The organism is Desulfovibrio sp. Huiquan2017 (genome assembly GCF_017351175.1).
Taxonomy (GTDB): domain Bacteria; phylum Desulfobacterota; class Desulfovibrionia; order Desulfovibrionales; family Desulfovibrionaceae; genus Pseudodesulfovibrio.
On sequence record NZ_JAFMPN010000007.1, the window covers coordinates 99827 to 119294 of the forward strand.

General features: G+C 64.8%; 16 protein-coding genes. All 16 read left to right on the forward strand.

Annotated features, from left to right (window positions below; genetic code table 11):
- The first annotated feature begins 1 nt into the window (after position 1).
- The gene (locus tag J0909_RS07255) at positions 2–1963 is read left to right on the forward strand and encodes a penicillin-binding transpeptidase domain-containing protein (RefSeq protein WP_207261689.1); all 1962 of its coding nucleotides are present in this window, start codon (positions 2–4) and stop codon (positions 1961–1963) included.
- Positions 1938–3461, forward strand: a complete 1524-nt coding sequence (locus tag J0909_RS07260; protein WP_207261843.1) for a UDP-N-acetylmuramoyl-L-alanyl-D-glutamate--2,6-diaminopimelate ligase — start codon at positions 1938–1940, stop codon at positions 3459–3461. The genes J0909_RS07255 and J0909_RS07260 overlap by 26 nt, the downstream gene beginning before the upstream one ends.
- Complete coding sequence (locus J0909_RS07265; RefSeq protein WP_207261690.1) at positions 3458–4846, forward strand: UDP-N-acetylmuramoyl-tripeptide--D-alanyl-D-alanine ligase; 1389 nt, start codon at positions 3458–3460, stop codon at positions 4844–4846. Before J0909_RS07260 ends, J0909_RS07265 begins: the two co-directional genes overlap by 4 nt.
- Positions 4843–5919, forward strand: a complete 1077-nt coding sequence (gene mraY / locus J0909_RS07270) for a phospho-N-acetylmuramoyl-pentapeptide-transferase (protein WP_207261691.1) — start codon at positions 4843–4845, stop codon at positions 5917–5919. Before J0909_RS07265 ends, mraY begins: the two co-directional genes overlap by 4 nt.
- Positions 5920–5925: 6 nt before the next feature.
- Positions 5926–7230, forward strand: coding sequence for a UDP-N-acetylmuramoyl-L-alanine--D-glutamate ligase (gene murD / locus J0909_RS07275; RefSeq protein ID WP_207261692.1), 1305 nt, complete (start codon positions 5926–5928; stop codon positions 7228–7230).
- A complete protein-coding gene (ftsW, locus tag J0909_RS07280) occupies positions 7223–8344 on the forward strand; it encodes a putative lipid II flippase FtsW (RefSeq protein ID WP_207261693.1) in 1122 nt (373 codons plus the stop codon). The genes murD and ftsW overlap by 8 nt, the downstream gene beginning before the upstream one ends.
- Positions 8345–8346: 2 nt before the next feature.
- A complete protein-coding gene (gene murG, locus J0909_RS07285) occupies positions 8347–9432 on the forward strand; it encodes an undecaprenyldiphospho-muramoylpentapeptide beta-N-acetylglucosaminyltransferase (protein WP_502757434.1) in 1086 nt (361 codons plus the stop codon).
- Between the two features lie 53 nt (positions 9433–9485).
- Complete coding sequence (gene murC / locus J0909_RS07290; protein WP_207261845.1) at positions 9486–10886, forward strand: UDP-N-acetylmuramate--L-alanine ligase; 1401 nt, start codon at positions 9486–9488, stop codon at positions 10884–10886.
- A complete protein-coding gene (murB, locus tag J0909_RS07295) occupies positions 10887–11768 on the forward strand; it encodes a UDP-N-acetylmuramate dehydrogenase (RefSeq protein WP_207261703.1) in 882 nt (293 codons plus the stop codon).
- Positions 11765–12658 carry a cell division protein FtsQ/DivIB gene (locus J0909_RS07300; protein ID WP_207261704.1) on the forward strand — a complete coding sequence of 298 codons (894 nt, stop codon included), beginning with the start codon at positions 11765–11767 and terminating at the stop codon, positions 12656–12658. The genes murB and J0909_RS07300 overlap by 4 nt, the downstream gene beginning before the upstream one ends.
- Positions 12659–12700: 42 nt before the next feature.
- Positions 12701–13939, forward strand: a complete 1239-nt coding sequence (gene ftsA, locus J0909_RS07305; RefSeq protein ID WP_207261705.1) for a cell division protein FtsA — start codon at positions 12701–12703, stop codon at positions 13937–13939.
- Between the two features lie 64 nt (positions 13940–14003).
- Entirely contained in the window at positions 14004–15257 is a 1254-nt protein-coding gene (gene ftsZ, locus J0909_RS07310) for a cell division protein FtsZ (RefSeq protein ID WP_207261706.1), read from the forward strand.
- A gap of 61 nt (positions 15258–15318) precedes the next feature.
- On the forward strand, positions 15319–16959 hold the full coding sequence (locus tag J0909_RS07315; protein WP_353616743.1) for a radical SAM protein: 1641 nt from the start codon (positions 15319–15321) through the stop codon (positions 16957–16959).
- A gap of 18 nt (positions 16960–16977) precedes the next feature.
- Positions 16978–17727 carry a substrate-binding periplasmic protein gene (locus J0909_RS07320; RefSeq protein ID WP_207261707.1) on the forward strand — a complete coding sequence of 250 codons (750 nt, stop codon included), beginning with the start codon at positions 16978–16980 and terminating at the stop codon, positions 17725–17727.
- An 80-nt stretch (positions 17728–17807) separates the two neighbouring features.
- Positions 17808–18548 carry a dienelactone hydrolase family protein gene (locus J0909_RS07325; RefSeq protein ID WP_207261708.1) on the forward strand — a complete coding sequence of 247 codons (741 nt, stop codon included), beginning with the start codon at positions 17808–17810 and terminating at the stop codon, positions 18546–18548.
- Positions 18549–18613: 65 nt separating this feature from the next.
- Entirely contained in the window at positions 18614–19306 is a 693-nt protein-coding gene (locus J0909_RS07330; RefSeq protein ID WP_207261709.1) for a M15 family metallopeptidase, read from the forward strand.
- Positions 19307–19468: the final 162 nt, after the last annotated feature.

The window sequence follows — 19468 nt, forward strand, 5'->3', positions numbered from 1 at the left end:
GATGGCAAAGGACAACGCAAGGCGCACGGATCACAGCGGGATCAAGATGGGGTTCGTCATGGCCCTCTTCTCGATCGCGCTCGGTGCTCTGTGGGTACGCACCGGCTGGGTACAGCTCCATGAGGGCGACGCCCTGGCCGATCAGGCCTCCAGGCAAAGCCTGGCCGCCGAATACGAATACGGCGAGCGGGGACGCATCCTCGACCGCAACGGCGAAATGCTGGCCACCTCGGTAGAGGCCCAGTCCGTTTTCGCACGTCCTTTTGACATCGAAAACATCGACGTGGCCGCTGACGTCCTGTCCCGCGACCTCAAGCTGTCCCGCCGCGAGGTTTACCGCAGGCTCAAATCCCGCAAAAAATTTGTTTGGATAAAACGGCAGATCTCGGACCGCGAGGCCGCGGCCCTGAGCCGCGCCGATCTCAAGGGCGTCCGGCTGACCACCGAACACGCGCGCATCTACCCCAACGGACACCTGGCCGGGCAACTGCTCGGCTTCACCGACATCGACGGCCGGGGCCGCGAGGGCATCGAGCGCGTCTACGACAAGATGCTTTCCCCGAGCAAGGCCGAATTCGTGGTCCAGCGCGACGCCACTGGCCGCCTGCTCTACCTCGACGCCCACGGCCGGGAGATCGACGTCAACGGCGCGGACGTGCGTCTGACCATCGACACCCATATCCAGCACGCCGCCGAGCAGGCCCTGGCCAATTCCATCGCCAAATACGAGGCCCGGGCGGGCATCGTCCTGGTGGTGGAAGCCAAGTCCGGCGACATCCTGGCCATGGCCAGCGAACCGTTCTTCAACCCGAATACGGTGCGCTCGTCCAAGCCCTCCCAGCGCCGGCTGCGTCCCCTGACGGACATCTACGAGCCCGGCTCGACCATGAAACCGTTTTTGATCGCCGCCGCCTTGCAGGAAGGGACCATCACCCCGGACACCCTTATCGACTGCGAGAACGGCCGCTGGAAGGTCGCCCGCCGGGTCATCCGGGACACCCATCCCGCGAGATGGCTGCCCGCCCACAAGGTCCTGCGCTATTCCTCCAACATCGGCATGGCCAAGATCGGCATGAACCTCGGCGCCGGGGTCTACCACGACTATTTGACCAAACTCGGATTCGGTGAGAAGACCCACCTCGGCCTGCCGGGCGAGTCCTCGGGTATCCTCCGTCCCGCCGGGACCTGGACTTCCGTGGACCTGGCCTGCATCAGCTTCGGCCAGTCCATCGGCGTGACCGCCGTGCAGTTGGCCCACGCCTTCCTCTGCCTGGCCAACCAGGGGTCCACCCGCGATCTGAATCTGATCCTGAGCCCCAAAAGCGAACGTAGGAACGCCTCCATCCAGGTCTTCACCCCCGAGACCGCGGCCACGGTGCTCAAGATGATGGAAGAGGTCGTCCAGGAGGACGGCACCGGACGCAGCGCCCGCATCCAGGGCATCACCATGGCGGGCAAAACCGGCACGGCCCAGAAGGCATCCAAGGAAGGCGGTTACGGCGACCAATACCTGTCCTCCTTCGTGGCCCTGGTTCCGGCCCAGGACCCGGAACTGCTGGTTATCACCATGATCGACGAACCGCAGAAGTCCAACTACGGCTCCATGGTCGCGGCCCCGGTCTGCCGCGAGGTGACCGTGCGCACCCTGGCCTACCACGGCCAGTTGTCCGAGACCCTGCACGCGGACGCGGCGGATGGAATGGCCGAGGACGTCGCGTCCGACGGCCCCCTGACCGAGGCCGTGCCCGCGCCCCTGGCCCGGGCCGACGACGGCACGGTCCCGAACGTGGCCGGGCTGCCCGTGCGCCGGGCGTTGGAGACCCTGGCGGGAATGGGGATCGTTCCCGTGCTCAAGGGGCAGGGGATGACGGTCAAGCGCCAGGAACCCGCCGCGGGGCGGCCCTGGCCCGGCAACCGCACCAAGGAGGGGACGGATGATGTTTTTGTTCTCTGGCTCTCATAGCGAAAAGGAAAAGGTACGGGGCATCATGGATTTCGAGACCCTGTTGGAAAAAGCGAAAAAGGGACTGGTCGTGCACACGGATTCGCGCAAGGTCCAGGACGGCGAATGCTTCGTGGCCATGCCCGGCACGGCCGTGCGCGGCATCGACTACATTCCGAACGCCCTGGAAAACGGCGCGCGCTACATCGTGGTCCAGGACGCGGCCCGCGACCTGGTGGCCCCGGTGATCGAGAAAAAGGCCGTGGCCGTGTACGTGGACAACCCGGCCGTCGCCCTGGGCGAACTGGCCCGGGCCCATTTCCACGTCATGGACCGCGACCTCAAACTGGTGGCCATCACCGGAACCAACGGCAAGACGACCACCTCCTACATCATCGAGCACCTGCTGGCCCAAAGCGGGCTCAAGGTGGGCGTGCTCGGCACGGTCAATTACCGCTGGCCCGGCTTCATGATGGACGCGCCCCTGACCACGCCGGACTGCTGGATGATCCACGAATTGCTCTTCAACATGAAGAAGGCGGACGTGGACGTTGCGGTCATGGAGGTCTCCTCCCACGCCCTGGACCAGTACCGCGTGGCCGGGCTGGACTTCGACGCCGCCGTGTTCACCAACCTGACCCAGGACCACCTGGACTATCACGGCGACATGGAAACCTATTTCCGGGCCAAGGCCAAACTCTTCGCCGAGTATCCGCGCCTGAACAAGGCGGGCGTGATCAACTACGACGATCCCTATGGCCGAAGGCTGCTGGCCGAGTGCGAAGGCGGCGTCGGCTACGGCATCGGCGACGCCGAGGCCGTGCGCGGCGAGATCGGCGACAAACCCCTGGTCCAGGGGCGCATCCTGTCCATGACCGGCCAGGGCATGGAGATCGAGACCTCCTGGAAGGGCAAGACCTGGGTGGTCCAATCGCCCCTGGTGGGCTCGTTCAACGCCTTGAACCTGCTGGCCGCCCAGGCCGTCGGGCTGCAACTGGGCCTGGGCTGCAAAGACATGCGCACCCTGTCCACCTTCCCCGGCGTGCCCGGACGGCTGGAACGGGTAATGAACGACCAAAACCTGGACATCTTCGTAGACTACGCCCACACCCCGGACGCCCTGGAAAACGTGCAGCGAACCCTGAAGGGACTGAATTTCAAGCGCCTGATCACCGTGTTTGGTTGCGGCGGCGACCGCGACCGGACCAAACGCCCGCTCATGGCCGCATCCGCGGCCCGCTACGCCGATGTGGCCGTGCTGACCTCGGACAACCCGCGCACCGAAGACCCGGTCGCGATCATGGACGACGCCCGCCCCGGACTGGCCGGGGCCAAGCGGATCATGGAGAACCCGGACCGGGCCGAGGCCATCAGGATGGCCGTGGCCGAGATGGAGCCGGGCGACGCCCTGCTCATCGCGGGAAAAGGGCATGAAGACTATCAAATCATCGGCACCGCCAAGCGCCACTTCTCGGACCGGGAAGCCGCGCTCAAGGCCATCGAGGAAGTGTATTCGTGAACCTGACCCTGGCTGAAGTCGCACGCTGTCTCGGCACCCTGGCCGATGAAGGCTTCCAGGAGACCATGGTCTCCGAAGTGAAGACCGACTCCCGTACCGTGGAGCGCGGCGACCTTTTCTTCTGCCTCACGGGCGAGAATTTCGACGGCCACGAGTTCGCGGCCCAGGCTGCCGCGGGCGGCGCCTGCGCCGTGGTGACCTCGCGTATGATCGGCGAGATCGACGCGCCGGTGATCATGGTCCGCGACACCAGGGCGGCCCTGGGCCGGCTGGCCGCCTGCTGGCGCGACATCTGCGGGGCGAAGCTCGCGGCCGTGACCGGCACGGCGGGCAAGACCACGGTCAAGGAGATGCTCTTCGCCGTGGCCTCGCAAAAATTTTCCACGGCCAAGAACTACCGCAACCTCAACAACCAGATCGGGCTGCCCCTGTCCATGCTCAAGGCTTCGGCCGACCAAGAACTGTGGATAATGGAACTGGGCATCTCCCGACAGGGCGACATGGAAGAGCTGGCCCCGGTGGCCAGCCCGGACCTGGCCGTCATCACCAATGTGGGCCCAGGCCACCTGGAAGGCCTCGGCAACGAGGCGGGCGTGGCCCAGGCCAAGACCTCCCTGCTGCGCTATCTGCGCCAGGGCGGGCGGGCCGTGGTCTGCAAGGACTACCCCCTGCTCTGGAACGCGGCCCTGGAACTGGTGGACGCGCCGGTGGGCTTCTCGGGCCGGGCGGACGCCGACACCGATTTTTACGCCGTCTATCTCGGCTCCCTGGACAACGGCCGGGGACGCTTCCGGCTGAAAACGCCGGACGGCGACGGCGAACTGACCGCTCCGTTTCGCGGGGCCCACTACGCCGAGAATCTGGCTTGCGTGGCCGCCGCGGCGCATTGTCTGGGACTGACCCGGGACGACGTCGTCAACGGCGTGCAGGACATGCGCGTCGATCCGCAACGGTTCTGCTGCAAAACCGGCGGCCGGATCACGGTGGTGGACGACACCTACAACGCCAACCCCCTGTCCATGGCAAACGCCATCCGCACCGCCAGGGAAATGGCCGGAGACGGCCCCCTGGTCCTGGTCCTCGGCGACATGCGCGAACTGGGCGGCGAGGCGATCCGGTGCCACGAGGAACTGGGCGGGGTCATCCGCGAGGTCGCGCCCGCCATGGTCTTCTACAAGGGCGACCACTTCCTCGACGTGGAACGCGGCTTCGGCGCCTTCATGCGCACGGCCGGAAGCGCGGACGAATTCATCAAGGCGTGGCGGGAGCTGTGCATCTCCGAGGGCGTGGTCCTGGTCAAGGGCTCTCGCTCCCTCAGGATGGAACTGCACGCCAACGCCTTGTGCCGGGAATTGAACGCGGCAGCCCAAGGAGGCGGTAAGTGATCTATAACCTGCTCGTTCCGTTCAGCACGGATGTGGGCGTGCTCAACGTCTTCCGGTACATTACCTTCCGTTCGGTCTGGGCGCTGTTGACCGCGCTGATCATCTCCATCCTGTTCGGCCCGGCCATGATCCGCTGGCTGACCAGGATCAAGTGCGGCCAGTACATCCGCGAGGACGGCCCCAAGCACCAAGCCAAACAGGGCACGCCGACCATGGGCGGGATCATGATCCTCCTCTCCGTGGCCGTGTCCACCTTGCTCTGGGCCGACCTGACCAACGTCTATGTCTGGTTGACCCTGCTGGCCTTCGCCGGGTTCAGCGCCATCGGTTTCACGGACGACTACATCAAGGTGGTCAAGCGGCGGAACAAGGGCTTGTCGGCCAAGGCCAAGTTCATCCTGCAATGCCTGGTGGCGGCCGCGGCCATCGCCCTGCTCATCAACGAACCGGCCTACTCCACCCGGCTGTCCGTGCCGTTCTTCAAGAATTTCAACCCGGACCTCGGCTGGTTCTACCTGCCCTTCGCCATGATCGTCATGGTGGGGACCAGCAACGCGGTCAACCTGACCGACGGGCTGGACGGGCTGGCCATCGGGCCCATGGTCGTGGCCATGGCCTGCTTCGCCATTTTCATCTACGTGTCCGGGCACGCGACCATGGCCGAGTACCTCCAGGTGCAGAACATACAGGGCATCGGCGAGGTCACGGTCTTCTGCGGGGCCATGGTCGGCGCGGGCCTGGGCTTCTTGTGGTTCAACGCCCATCCGGCCCAGGTCTTCATGGGTGACGTGGGCTCGCTCGGCCTGGGGGGGGCGCTCGGCTTCGTGGCCGTGCTGGCCAAGCAGGAATTGCTCCTGGCCATAGTGGGCGGCGTGTTCGTCTTCGAGACCCTGTCGGTCATTTTGCAGGTGGGCTACTTCAAGCTCACCGGGGGCAAACGCATCTTCAAGATGGCCCCCCTGCACCACCATTTCGAACTCAAGGGCATCCCGGAATCCAAGATCATCGTCCGGTTCTGGATCTTGTCCATACTCATGGCCCTGATGGCCCTGTCCACGTTGAAACTGAGGTAGAGCACCGTGAACCGCACCGTCCGCAAATTCATCCAAGACGCCGTCCTCCGGGACAGGCAGGCCGTGGTCGTCGGCACAGGCAAATCCGGCCTGGCCGCCGCCCGTCTTCTGGACGCGCTCGGAGCCCGGGTGCGCGTGGCGGACCGCGACGAGTCCATCACCGAGGACAGGCTCGGCCCGTTGGCGGGCAAGGCGGAACTGGTCACCGGCCCCCATGAGAAACGCCATTTCGAGGACGCGGACATCGTCGTCTTTTCCCCGGGCGTGCCGGTCAAGAAGCTCGCCCCGGTGCTCAAAGGGCTGCCCGGGCAAAACCTGGTCTCGGAGTTGGAGTTCGCTTCCTGGTTCATCGAAGCCCCGATCCTGGCCGTGACCGGGTCCAACGGCAAGACCACGACCACCACGCTCATCTCCGAAATCCTGGAGAAATCGGGCCGCCGCGTCTTCACCGGGGGCAACATCGGCGTGCCCTTGTGCGAATATCTCCTGGACATGGAGCCCGCCGAGATCATCGTGCTGGAGGTGTCCAGCTTCCAGTTGCAGAACTGCCGCCAGTTCAAGCCGCACGTCGGCCTGTTCCTGAATTTCTCGGCCAACCACCTGGACTACCACGAGGATCTGGCCGAATACCTGGACGCCAAGCTGCACCTGTTCAGCCAAATGACCCCGGACGACACCGCCCTGCTGCACGAATCCCTGCACCCGCTGCTCGACGGACGGTCCTTCACCTCCGCGCGCATCGAATGGTTCGGGCCCACGGACCGGTTCGAGGCCCCGCACCTCATGGGCGAGCATAACCGCTCCAACGTGGAGGCCGCCTGGCAGGCCGTGAAACGGTTCGGCGTAAGCGAGGAGCAGGCCGCCGAGGCCATCCGGGACTTCCGCCCCCTGCCCCACCGCATCGAACCCGTGGCCGAGAAGGGCGGCGTGCTCTATGTGAACGACTCCAAGGCCACCACCCTGGACGCGGCCGAAGCGGCCGTGCATGCCTTCGAGCGCCCGGTGCGCATCCTCATGGGCGGCGTGTGGAAGGGGGGCGACGTGGCCAAATTCGCCGGAGACATCGAGGGCCGCGTGACGGCGGTCGGCCTGTTCGGCGGCTCGCGCGACATCCTGGAGCCGGAGTTGGCCAAGCATTTTCCCGTAACCTGGGACGAAACCCTGGAAGCGGCCGTCAGGCGGCAGGCCGCGATGGCCGCGCCGGGCGACGTGGTCCTGCTCTCCCCGGCCACGTCGAGCTTCGACCAGTACGCCAACATGGCCGAGCGCGGCGCGGACTTCAAACGCGCGGTGGAGGGACTCCATGAGTAATTCCCTCAATGGCAGAAAGGACGGAGCCCGGGGCCGCATGGACTACTGGCTGCTGACGGCCACCCTGGTCCTGGCCGGATTCGGCCTGATCATGGTCCTGTCCTCTTCGGGCATCATGGCCGAGCGGATCTACGGCGACACCTACTATTTCTTCAAGCGCCAACTGATGTTCACCGGCGCGGGGCTCGTCGCCATGATGATCTGCATCCGGGTTCCGCTCAAGGTCATCTACTCCCTGACCTATCTCTGGGTGGGGCTGGCCATCGTCCTGCTCGCCCTGTGCATCTCGCCGCTCGGGGCCAGCGTCAACGGAGCCAGCCGCTGGGTGCGCATCGGACCGGTCAACGTCCAGCCCCTGGAATACGCCAAAGTGGCCCTGGTCCTGTACCTGGCCTACTTCTTTGCCCGCAAGCAGGACATGGTGCGGACCTTTTCCGTGGGCTTCCTGCCGCCCTTCCTGGTGACCGGATTCCTGTGCGGCCTGCTCCTGCTCCAGCCGGACTTCGGCGGGGCCGTGGTCATGTGCGGCCTGCTCTTCTTCATGTGCCTGGTGGGCGGCACCCGATTCAGTTACCTGTTCATTTCGCTGATCTTCGCGGGCGGCGCTGGCTGGCTGCTCATCTCCTCCTCGCCCTACCGCTTCAAGCGCTGGACCGCCTTCCTGGACCCCTTCGCCTCGGCCCAGAACGAAGGCTACCAACTGGTCCAGTCCCTGTACGCTTTTGGTTCGGGCAAGATCTTCGGCACCGGCATCGGCGCGGGCCAGCGCAAGCTTTTCTTCCTGCCCGAGGCGCACAACGACTTCATCATGGCCGTGGTCGGCGAGGAACTCGGCTTCGTGGGCATGTCCCTGTTCTTCATCCTGGTGGGCTTGTTCCTGTACCGCGCCTTCCGTATCGCCATGAAGCTCGAAGACCTCCAGGACCGGTTCACGGCCTTCGGCACGACCTGCATCCTGGCGCTGGGCATGATCCTGAACCTGGCCGTGGTGCTCGGCACCGTACCGCCCAAGGGCGTGGCCATGCCGTTCATATCCTACGGCGGATCGTCCCTTCTCGTGTCCTTCCTCTGCGCGGGCATCCTGCTCAACCTCTCCCGGAGGGTAACGGCATGACCCTGGAACGCGTCATTCTGACCACCGGCGGCACCTGCGGCCACATTTTCCCGGCCCTGGCCGTGGCCACGGCCCTGCGCGAATACAACAAGGGCATACGCCTCCTGTTCATGGGCGGCCCCGGCCCCGAGGGCGAACTCGCCCGCAAGCACGGCCTGAATTTCCTGGAACTGCCCGCCAGCGGCATCATGGGCAAGGGCGTCACGGGCGTCCTTGCGGGCCTGGGCTGGCTCGGCACGGGCATACCCAAGGCCCTGTACGAGGTCCGGCGCTTCCAACCCGACGCGGTCATCGGCTTCGGCGGATACGCGGGTTTTTGCCCGGTGCTGGCCGCGCGCATCCTGGGCGTCCCCACGGCCGTGCACGAGCAGAATTCCGTGCCCGGCATGACCAACAAGGTCCTGGGCAAAATGGTCCGGCGGGTCTTCCTGAGCTTCCCGGACACCCTGGGCGCGTTCCCCCCGGAAAAGACCTATCTGACCGGCAACCCGGTGCGGCCCGAGATATTCAAAGCGGGCGACCGGCGACACGGGCGGACGCCGGGCAAGCGGCTGTTCATCTTTGGCGGCAGCCAGGGGGCCCGGCCCATCAACGACGCAGTCATCGAGGCGTTGCCGAAGTTCATGGAAGCCGGGATCGACCTGATTCACCAGACGGGCCGAATCGACTTTTCACGCGTGCGCGCCGCCTACGAAGCGGCCGGCGCGGACCCGGCGCAGGTTCGGGAATTCATCGAGGACATGGGGACCGAGTATGCGGCCTGCGACCTGGTTGTCTGCCGGTCCGGGGCGTCCACGGTCTTCGAAATAGCGGCGGCGGGGGTTCCGGCCATCTTCGTGCCCTTCCCCCAGGCCACTCACGACCACCAAACAATGAACGCCCGCGCCATGGCGGACCTCGGCGCGTCCATGCTGCTGCCCCAGTCGGGGCTGAGCGGCGCGGCGCTGGCCGACCGGGCACTCGGGCTGCTTACCGACCGCAAGCGGCTCGCATCCATGGAAACGGCAGCCCAGGGCATGGCCCGGCGGTTCGCGGCCCGGGACATCGTGGCCGGGCTGGCCGTCATGGCCGGCGGGCAGGAGATATAGATATGGCAGCACAGGGACCCTACCTCACCGTGGGCGGCGAAGCCTGCCCGGCCATGCGGGCCAGAGTGAACAACATTCACATGGTCGGCATCGGCGGCTCGGGCATGAACGGCATCGCCGAGGTGCTCATCAACATGGGCTTCACCATCACCGGCTCGGACCTGTCCGCGTCGGCGGCGGTCCGGCGTCTGGAAAAACTCGGGGCCACGGTTTACATCGGCCACGGGGCCGGGAACGTGGGCGAGGCCGACGTGCTCATCAAGTCCACGGCCATCCCGGATACCAACCCGGAGCTGATCGAGGCACGCGAACGGGGCATCCCGGTCATCCCCCGGGCCGAGATGCTGGCCGAACTCATGCGGCTCAGAACGGGCATCGCCGTGGCGGGTACGCACGGCAAGACGACCACCACCTCGCTGCTGGCGACCATCTTCACCGAGGCGGGCCTGGACCCGACGGTCATCATCGGCGGCAAGCTGAACACCTACGGAGCCAACGCGCGCCTGGGCGAGGGCGACTATCTCATCGCCGAGGCGGACGAGTCGGACGGCTCGTTCCTGCGGTTGGCGCCGATCATCACCGTGGTCACGAACATCGACAAGGACCACCTGGATTTCTACGACAACCAGGACGCCATCGACCTGTCGTTCATGCGCTTCATGAACTCCACGCCCTTCTATGGCATGAACGTCGTCTGCGGCGACGACGCGGGCGTGCAGCGGCTGCTTCCGCTCATAAAGCGCCCTTACCTGACCTACGGCCTGGGTAAGAACAACAAGCTGCGCGGCGAGATCGTCAGTTCCCACCTGCGCTCCCTGTTCAAGGTCTTTCTGGACGGGGAGGAATGGGGCGAGGTCACCGTGGCCCAGCCCGGCACCCACAACGTGCTCAACGCCCTGGCCTGCATCGGCGTGGCGCTCGAAGTGGGCCTGGACAAGAAGGAAATCATCCAGGGCCTGGGCAATTTCGGCGGCGTGGGACGGCGTTTCGAACGCAAGGGCGAGGCAAAGGGCGTCATCGTGGTGGACGACTACGGCCACCATCCGGCCGAGATCATGGCCAACCTGCGCACGGCCAAGGAATGCTACCCGGACCGCCGCCTGGTGGTCGCCTTCCAGCCCCACCGCTTTTCGCGCACCAAGGCGCTGTTCGGCGAATTCTGCAAGGCTTTCGGCGACGCGGACATCCTCCTGCTGACCGAGATCTACCCGGCCTCGGAGTCACCCATTCCGGGCGTGTCCGGCCTGTCCCTGGCCCAGGGCATCAAGCAGGTCTCCGAAACCAAGGTTCAGTTCTTCCAGGACTTCGAGTCCCTGGAAAAACGGCTCAAGGATATTTTACAGCCCGGCGACCTGTTCATGACCCAAGGCGCGGGCTCCATCTGGCGCATCGGCGAAAATTGGCTCGAACAGGCCGACGAACCCGAAACCGACAATGGAGATGAGGAGCAATAAATGCCCCTGGAACTGATCGCCAACCCCCTGCTCTCGGAGCGGACCACCCTGCGCCTCGGCGGCCCCGCCGTGGTTGAGGCCGTGGTGCGCGACGAAGCGGATCTGGACAAACTGTCCACGTTCCTAACCGGGGAGACCCTGCCCCCCTTCGTCATCGGTGCGGGCAGCAACCTGCTGGCCTCGGACGGCCCACTGGAGCTGGCCCTGGTCCGCGTGGCCGACTGCCCCGGCCCTGAGCGGGTGGAGCGGTCCGGATCGTCCATCATCGTCCGCTGCGGTGCGGAAATCCGACTGCCCGGCTTGCTCGGCTGGGCGCAGAAAGCGGGCTTCTCCGGCCTGGAGGGCCTGGCCGGCATCCCCGGCACCGTGGGCGGAGCCGTGGCCATGAATGCGGGGTCCTACGGCGTGGAGATCGGCGAGATGGTCACCCGGGTGCGTGTCTGGACACCGTCCGGCGGGCTGACCTGGCTGGACCGCAACCGCTGCATCTTCGGCTACCGCCACTTCTCCCTCATCAAACGGCCGGGCAAGTGCCTGATCTGGGAAGTGGAGCTGGCCTTGCGCGAGTCCGACCCCAAGGCGGTGCGCGCCGCCATGCGCGACGTCTACGGGAAAAAGAAAGCCTCCCAGCCGGTCACGGCCCAGAGCGCGGGCTGCGTGTTCCGCAACCCGGCCGAAAAGAGCGCGGGCAGACTCCTGGACAAGGCGGGCATGAAGGGCATGCGGCTCGGAAACATGGCCTTCTCGGAAGTGCATGCGAATTTCCTGGTCAATCTCGGCGACGGCATGACCGCCGACGCGCTGGCGCTCATGGACATGGGCCGCGAACGGGTCAAGAAACAATTCGGCATAACTCTCGAACCGGAGGTCATCGTACTGTGAGCACCCTGACCATGGGCAAACAGAGCCGCCTGAACATCGGCGGGAAGCGCACCGCCCGCGGCAACAGCCGTAAGCGCAGAAAACCGGCCAACACCCTGCTGGCCAGGGAGCGATCGCCGCGCCGTCTGATCGGGGCGGGCCAGTTCATCCTCCGGATGGTCATGCTCAGCCTGGTCTTGTCATTCATCGCCGTGCTCGGCGTGGGGCTGCTCTACGGGTACCGGTACATCACCGCCCACCCCTATTTCGACCTCCAGGACATCCGCGTGGCGGGCAACGATCGGCTAAGCTACGGGGACGTGCTCAAGACCGCCCAGGTAAACCTCGGCCTCAACTGCCTGGACATGAACGTGGGCGAGGTCAAAAACCGGCTGGACGCCAACCCGTGGATCGACTCCGTGATCGTGCGGCGAGAACTGCCCAATCGGCTGCTGATCGACGTGCGCGAAAAAGTTCCGGCCTTCTGGATTCGCCAGGGCGACGGCCTGTACTTCGCCGATGCCAAGGGCCGGGTCATCGCGCCCATGCACCCCGGCGAGCAGGCGTCCCTGCCGGTCTTAAGCGTGGCCGAGGACCTGCCCGACGGCCCCGAGGTGCTCTCCGGCATCCTGGCGAAAATGGCCGAACGGCAGACCCCCTTCACCCAGTCCCAGACCGCCTGGGTCAAGCTGACCAGCGCCCACGAACTGGAAATCTTCATCGACGGCGCGGGCAACGGCAAGGGACTGACCGTGAAGCTGTCCATGGACCGATGGGAGGTCCAGTTGGAACGGCTCAAGGTGGTCTGGCGCGACCTCATGCGCCGCAACGAATTCGACGCTGCCGCCATCATCGCGGCCAGCGGCGACAAGATATGGATACAGAAACGCGACAACCCGGCAGCGGGCTAGGCGCGGCAAAAATATTTCACCGGGAACAACAGAGGAGTCAGTATGGCTAGAAACGATCTCATAGTGGGCCTGGACGTGGGCACCACCAAAATATGCACCGTGGTCGGCGAGGCCACGGACAACGGCGTTGACATCATCGGCATCGGCACCGCTCCCTCCACGGGGCTGCGCCGGGGAGTGGTCGTCAACATCGAAAAGACGGTCCAGTGCATCAAGAAAGCGCTGGAGGATGCCGAGCTCATGGCGGGCTGCGACATCCGCACCGTATACGCGGGCATCGCGGGCAGCCACATCCAGGGCTTCAACTCCCACGGGGTCATCGCGGTCAAGGGCGGCGAGGTCACCCAGCGCGATGTGGACCGGGTCATCGAAGCGGCCAAGGCCATCGCCATCCCCATGGACCGGGAAGTGCTGCACACTCTGCCCCAGGAATTCATCGTGGACGACCAGCGCGGCATCGCCGACCCGCTCGGCATGGCCGGCGTCCGGCTGGAAGTGAAAGTCCACATCGTCACCGGCGCGGTGACCTCGGCCCAAAACATCATCCGTTCGTGCAACCGCTCGGGCCTGGACGTGTCCAACATCGTCCTGGAATCCCTGGCGTCGAGCAAGGCCGTGCTGTCCGCCGAGGAACGCGAGATCGGCGTGGCCCTGGTGGACATCGGCGGCGGAACCACGGACATCGCGGTCTTCTCCAAGGATTCCATCAAGCACACCAGTGTGCTGGCGCTCGGCGGCCACAACCTGACCAACGACATCGCCTATGGCCTGCGCACGCCCATGATGTCCGCCGAAAAGATCAAGATGGACTACGGCTGCGCCATGGCCGATCTGGTCACCTCCGAGGAGATCATCGAGGTGCCCAGCGTCGGCGGACGGGAATCCCGACGCATGAGCAAGCGCGTGCTGGCGGAAATCTGCGAGCCGCGCTGCGAGGAAATCCTGGCCCTGGTGGACCAGGAGCTCATCAAGTCCGGATTCAAGAACATGATTGCCGCGGGCGTGGTCCTGACCGGCGGCACGGTGCTCATCGACGGCATGCAGGAGCTGGCCGAGCAGATCTTCGACCTGCCGGTCCGCATCGGCGTGCCCGCCGAACGCATCGGGGGCCTGGCCGAGGAAGTCAGGAGCCCCAAGTACGCCACGGCCGTGGGACTGCTGCTCCACGGAGCCGAGGAGGAAGGACTGCACAACAGGGTCCGGCCCTTCAAGATCCGCGACGATTCCGGTTTCGACCGCATCGTCGGCCGGATGAAGAAGTGGTTTTCGGACATCGCATAGATGGGAATAATTTCGAGGATACAGGGAAACACTCAACAGGGAACGAACTGAGGAGGACATGGAAATGGAATATTTCGAGATCGAGCATGAAACCAACGCCAAAATCAAGGTCGTGGGTTGCGGCGGCGGCGGCGGAAACGCCGTCAACAACATGATTCAATCCGCACTCAAAGGCGTGAAATTCATCGTCGCCAACACGGACGCCCAGGACATCCACAAGTCGCTGGCCGAACACAAGATCCAGATCGGCGAGAAGCTGACCAAGGGTCTCGGCGCCGGGGCCAACCCCGAGATCGGGCGGTCCGCGGCCATGGAGTCCATGGACCAGATTCGCGAGGCCCTGGATGGCTCGGACATGGTCTTCATCACCGCCGGCATGGGCGGCGGCACGGGTACCGGCTCCGCCCCGGTGGTGGCCCAGGTGGCCAAGGAACTGGGCGCGCTGACCGTGGGCGTCGTGACCAAGCCCTTCTATTTCGAGGGCAAGCGCCGCCTGGAGCAGGCCGAGGAAGGCACCCGCGCCCTGGCTGACGTGGTGGATTCCATCATCACCATCCCCAACGACAGGTTGCTGCAACTGGCCGCCAAGAAGGCTTCCTTCTCCGACATGCTCAAGAAGGCCGATGAAGTCCTGTACTACGCGGTCAAGGGTATCGCGGACCTGATCACCGTGCACGGCCTGATCAACCTGGACTTCGCCGACGTCAAGGCGGCCATGTCCAGCTCCGGCATGGCGCTCATGGGCACCGGCATCGCCTCGGGCGAATCCCGGGCCAAGGAAGCGGCCATGAAGGCCATCACCAGCCCGCTGCTGGAAGACGTGTCCATCGAGGGCGCCAAGGGCGTGCTCATCAACATCACCTGCGGCCCGGACATGCTCATCGACGAGGTCTCCGAGGCCGCGGACATCATCTACAAGGAAGCCCACGACGACGCCGAAATCTTCTTCGGCACGGTCTTCGACCCGGACGCGGGCGACGAAATGCGCATCACCGTCATTGCCACGGGCATCGAGCCCGCCATGGAGGAGCCGGAACCGGCCCTGTCCAAGGCCGAGCAGCAGAAGCTGCTGCTCCTCGGACCCCGGGGCGTGAACAAGACCGTCGAACAGCCGCGCCGCTCCGGGCATCAGCGGGTCCTGAACACGGACCGCAACATCCCGGCCTACCTGCGCAAGGCGGGCGGCGAATTGAACACCACGGAGCTGCCCACCCGGCAGGTTTCCCAGCGCGCCGTGGCCGGTCCCGGCGAGGAGGAGTTCATCTTCGAGGAAGACAACCTCGACGTCCCCGCGTTTATTCGCAAAAACGTGGATTAGACGCACTATGCAGCGCGTGTAAGGGGGTGCTGTCATAGGTACCCGTACCCTGTATCATGGCGTGTCGGAGCCCCTGGCGCCCGACCTCGGCGGTCGGCTGCCCGTGGCGCTGACCATTCCCGGAGGCGACAAGGCGGCCCTGTCCGCGCTCGGCTGGCAGTCCGTATACCGGACCCTGGCCGAAGCGCCCGGACTGGCCGTGGAGCGGGTCTTCCCCGACAAGCTGGGAACCACAGACGGCAACGAGCCCGAAACGCGCGAATCAAAAAGCCCACTATCCTCATTCCCTGTAATAGCCTGGAGCATCACGTTCGAGGAGGATTTCCTCAGCCTCCCTCGAACGCTCCGGGCAGCGGGCGTTCCGCCGCTTGCGGCGGAACGCCCATCTCTCCCTCTGGTCGTGGTCGGGGGGCCCGTCGCCTTCCTCAATCCAGCCCCCATCGCCCCCTTCGTGGATTGTTTCTGGGTGGGCGAGGCCGAAGACCGCTTCCTCGATTTTTTCGATACCCTGCGCCGGATGGTCTTCGACGGCGCGGACAAAAACGCCATTCTCGACGCGGTCAAGGACCTGCCGGGCGTGTATGCGCCGGGGCGGTCCAGAACCCCTGTCAAACGCATCGTTTCCAGCGGCCCGGGCGCACTCGTGGACCCCGCCTTCTCCTGTTTCATCTCGAACAAGGCCGCCTTTCGCGACACCCTGCTGCTTGAAGTCAACCGGGGCTGTCCCTACGGCTGCCGCTTCTGCGCCGCGGGTTACATCTACCGCCCGCCGCGCCATGCCGACCTGGCCGAACTCGAACGCATCGTGGAACTGTCCGACCCTCCCAAGGTGGGACTGGTAGGCACGGCCCTGACCGACTGGCCCGACCTGCTGCCCTTCCTCAAGTGGCTGCACGAGCGCAAAAAGAAATTTTCCCTGTCGTCCATGCGGGCCGACGGCATCACCGAGGAACTGCTGATCTACCTGCGCGAACGCGGCATCCGCACCATCACCCTGGCCCTGGAAGGCGCCAGCGAACGGCTGCGCAACATGATGAGCAAGAAACTCGACCCCAAAGACTTTCTGAACGCGGTCCGGCTGTGCGCCCGGTACGGCGTCAACCACCTGAAGATATACATGATCGCCGGTTGGCCGGGCGAGACCGATGCGGACTACGCCGAATTGGCCGACTTCCTCGGGGAGGTCATGCGCATCCGGAGCGAGGAGCCCGGCGGGCGCAAAAAACAGTTCATGCGCATCACCATCGGAGTCAGCTCGCTGGTACCCAAACCGTTCACCCCGTTCCAATGGGCCCCGATGCTGTCCGGAAACGCCCTCAACGCGCGCATGAAAGGGCTGGAAAAGCTGGTCAAGCCCTACAAAGGCGTCACCCTGCAACACGACGACCCGTTCCAGGCCCGGCTCCAGGGGCTGCTGGCGCGCGGCGGCGAGGAACTGGCCGAGTTCATCCTGCTCGCGGCGGACCATGGCGGCTGGAAAAAAGCCCTCAAGTTGTGGGACGGCGATCCCGCGAATATACTTGACCGCGAGCGTGAGCGGGACGAGCGGTTCCCTTGGGAAGTCGTGGACATCGGCGTCAAGCGCGAGTATTTGAGGAAAGAATGGGAGCGCGCCAAGTTGGCCAAGGTCAGCCCAGGTTGCTCGGCCCGAGGTTGCGGGCAGTGTGCCGGTTGTGGTTTGGAAGCGCCGCCCGGACAATAGATTGCACAAGGACTTTATATGCGTTCTCTCGTTCTTCTGCTCAGCCTCTGCACCTTTCTGCTCCCGATTCCCGCTCTCGCCGCCGATCCCATCGTCATTTTCGCCAACGACACCAACCCGCCCAAGACCTGGCTGGAGAATGGACACACCCGGGGTGCCCTGGCGGACATTCTCCACGAAATCGAGGCACGCACCAACCTGCGCTTCGACATCCGGCTCATGCCATGGAAACGGGCCTACATGAACGCCCTGGAAAGCCGGGGCGGCCTCATCGGCATGTCCCGGAACCGGATGCGCAACATCCTGTTCGACTTCTCCGAGGTCGTGTTCACAGACGAGTTGCGCCTGGTGGTGCTCAAGGGACACGAATTCCCCTACCGAACCATGAAAGACCTCGAGGGCAAGGTTCTGGGGGTCACGCGCGGGGCGTCCTACGGCGACGAATTCGACCGGGCCAAGGGCCGCATATTCACTCCCAGCGAGGACTCCAGCACGGTCTGCCGTCTACGCATGCTCCTGGCCGGCCGCATCGACGCGGCCCTGATCGGTCCGGGCCCGACCCCGCTTCAGTTCGCCATTGACCGGGACAAGATCCTCATGGAACACCGCGACCGTTTCGTCGTCCTAAACCCGCCTGTCATCCGCGACGAAAACTACATCGGATTCACCAAGGACATGCATTATCTCAACATAATCAAACAGATAAACAAAGCCATCCGGGAAATGCGCGAAGACGGAACCTTCGAACGAATTGAAGCCCGGTACTAAAACGCGATTTTCCTCACACCCGCCGACCTGCCTGTGGTATTCTCCTAGCACCGGACCCTATCCAAACCAAGGAGAACGCCATGAAAAACCTGCTCATCATATTGTCGTTGCTGCTGATCCCCCACTCCGCTTTGGCCGCTTCCGGACAGGCGGTGGAATACGAGATCAACGGACAGTTCTTCGAGGGATATTACATCAGCCCGGCAGCCAGGGCGCCGTTGGTCTTCCTGGTCCACGACTGGGACGGGCTGACCGACTATGAGGTCAAGCGGGCCGGGATGCTCGCCGACCTGGGGTATGCCGTGTTCGCCGTGGACCTGTTCGGCAAGGGCATTCGGCCCACCGCGACGTCGGACAAGAAACGGCTGACCGGAGCGCTTTACGCCGACCGGCAGACCATGCGCACGCGGCTCATGGCCGGGTTGAACAAGGCCGCCGATCTGGGTGCCAATCTGTCGAAGGCCGTGGCCATGGGCTACTGCTTCGGCGGCACGGCCGTCCTGGAGCTGGCCCGGTCCGGGGTTAACCTCAAGGCCTTCGTCTCCTTCCACGGCGGCCTGGCCACGCCCGAGGGACAGGACTACAAGGCAACCAAAGGGTTCATTCTGGTCTTCCACGGCTCGGCGGACCAGTCCGTGCCCATGAGCCAATTCGCGGCCCTGGCCGACGAATTGGAGGCCACGGGCATCCCTCATGAAATGACCACCTACGGCGGCGCTCCCCACGCCTTCACCGTGTTTGGCTCGGACCGCTACCGCAAGGACGCGGACGAGAAGTCTTGGGCGCGGCTCACGCAATTCCTGGCCCACACCCTGCAATAACGCCTCGGGGGGATCGTACACGGTCCCCCCTGGCCTCACCCGCGAAAAGGGGCTAAGAAACGGCCATGAAACGATGCAACGCAACGCTTATCCCCCGCTTTGCGGTCCTTTTCTGTCTGCTGTTCGCGGGCATGGCCCTGGCCCAGGAACGCCCCGAAGGATTCGTCACCCTCAACGATTTTCTGCCGGACGCGGTCTACGACGTGAAATACTACACGGGCGACAACTTCGTGGGTTCGCGCGTGGACGGCTACCGCGCCCCCAAGGTCCTGGTGACCATCGAAGCCGCCACGGCCCTGAAGGCGGTCCAGGCGGACCTGGCTCCCTTTGGCCTGAGTCTCGAATTCTTTGACGGCTACCGCCCCCAGACGGCCGTGGACCACTTCGTGCGCTGGGCCGAAGATCTCGACGACACGCGCACCAAGGCCGTCCACTACCCGGATGTGGACAAGCGCAACCTGTTCCGCGACGGATACATCGCGGCAAGGTCCAGCCATTCGCGCGGTTCCACCGTGGATCTGACCATCGTGGACAAGGCCACCGGGCGCGCCCTCGACATGGGCACCCCATTCGACTTCTTCGGCCTCGAATCCTGGCCCGACCACCCCAGCTTCCCGGCCCGGGTCCGCGCCCACCGCGCCCTGCTCCGCGCGGTCATGGTCAAGCACGGCTTCCAGCCCATCGAAACCGAATGGTGGCATTTCACCCTCAAGGACGAGCCTTACCCGGAGACCTACTTCGACTTTCCTGTACGCTGACGGCATGCTCCACGGCGGCCGACATGCACAAAGGGGGAATATGCCCCCGAGGCGGGCTCTTCGCCTCGCCGGGCGGGGGTGGCGCCGAGTTGCCGGACACCAAAAAGGGTACTATCCCCTTAATGTCTTGGGAAAAAACAGGCGTTGAAAGCCGCTTCGCGG

Excerpts from the sequence above, each read along its gene's own strand:
- J0909_RS07255 (WP_207261689.1), top strand. The coding sequence starts at position 2 with ATGGCAAAGGACAACGCAAGGCGCACGGATCACAGCGGGATCAAGATG.
- ftsZ (WP_207261706.1), top strand. The coding sequence starts at position 14,004 with ATGGAATATTTCGAGATCGAGCATGAAACCAACGCCAAAATCAAGGTC.
- murB (WP_207261703.1), top strand. The coding sequence starts at position 10,887 with ATGCCCCTGGAACTGATCGCCAACCCCCTGCTCTCGGAGCGGACCACC.
- J0909_RS07260 (WP_207261843.1), top strand. The coding sequence starts at position 1,938 with ATGTTTTTGTTCTCTGGCTCTCATAGCGAAAAGGAAAAGGTACGGGGC.
- ftsW (WP_207261693.1), top strand. The coding sequence starts at position 7,223 with ATGAGTAATTCCCTCAATGGCAGAAAGGACGGAGCCCGGGGCCGCATG.
- J0909_RS07320 (WP_207261707.1), top strand. The coding sequence starts at position 16,978 with ATGCGTTCTCTCGTTCTTCTGCTCAGCCTCTGCACCTTTCTGCTCCCG.
- ftsA (WP_207261705.1), top strand. The coding sequence starts at position 12,701 with ATGGCTAGAAACGATCTCATAGTGGGCCTGGACGTGGGCACCACCAAA.
- murC (WP_207261845.1), top strand. The coding sequence starts at position 9,486 with ATGCGGGCCAGAGTGAACAACATTCACATGGTCGGCATCGGCGGCTCG.
- J0909_RS07325 (WP_207261708.1), top strand. The coding sequence starts at position 17,808 with ATGAAAAACCTGCTCATCATATTGTCGTTGCTGCTGATCCCCCACTCC.
- J0909_RS07330 (WP_207261709.1), top strand. The coding sequence starts at position 18,614 with ATGAAACGATGCAACGCAACGCTTATCCCCCGCTTTGCGGTCCTTTTC.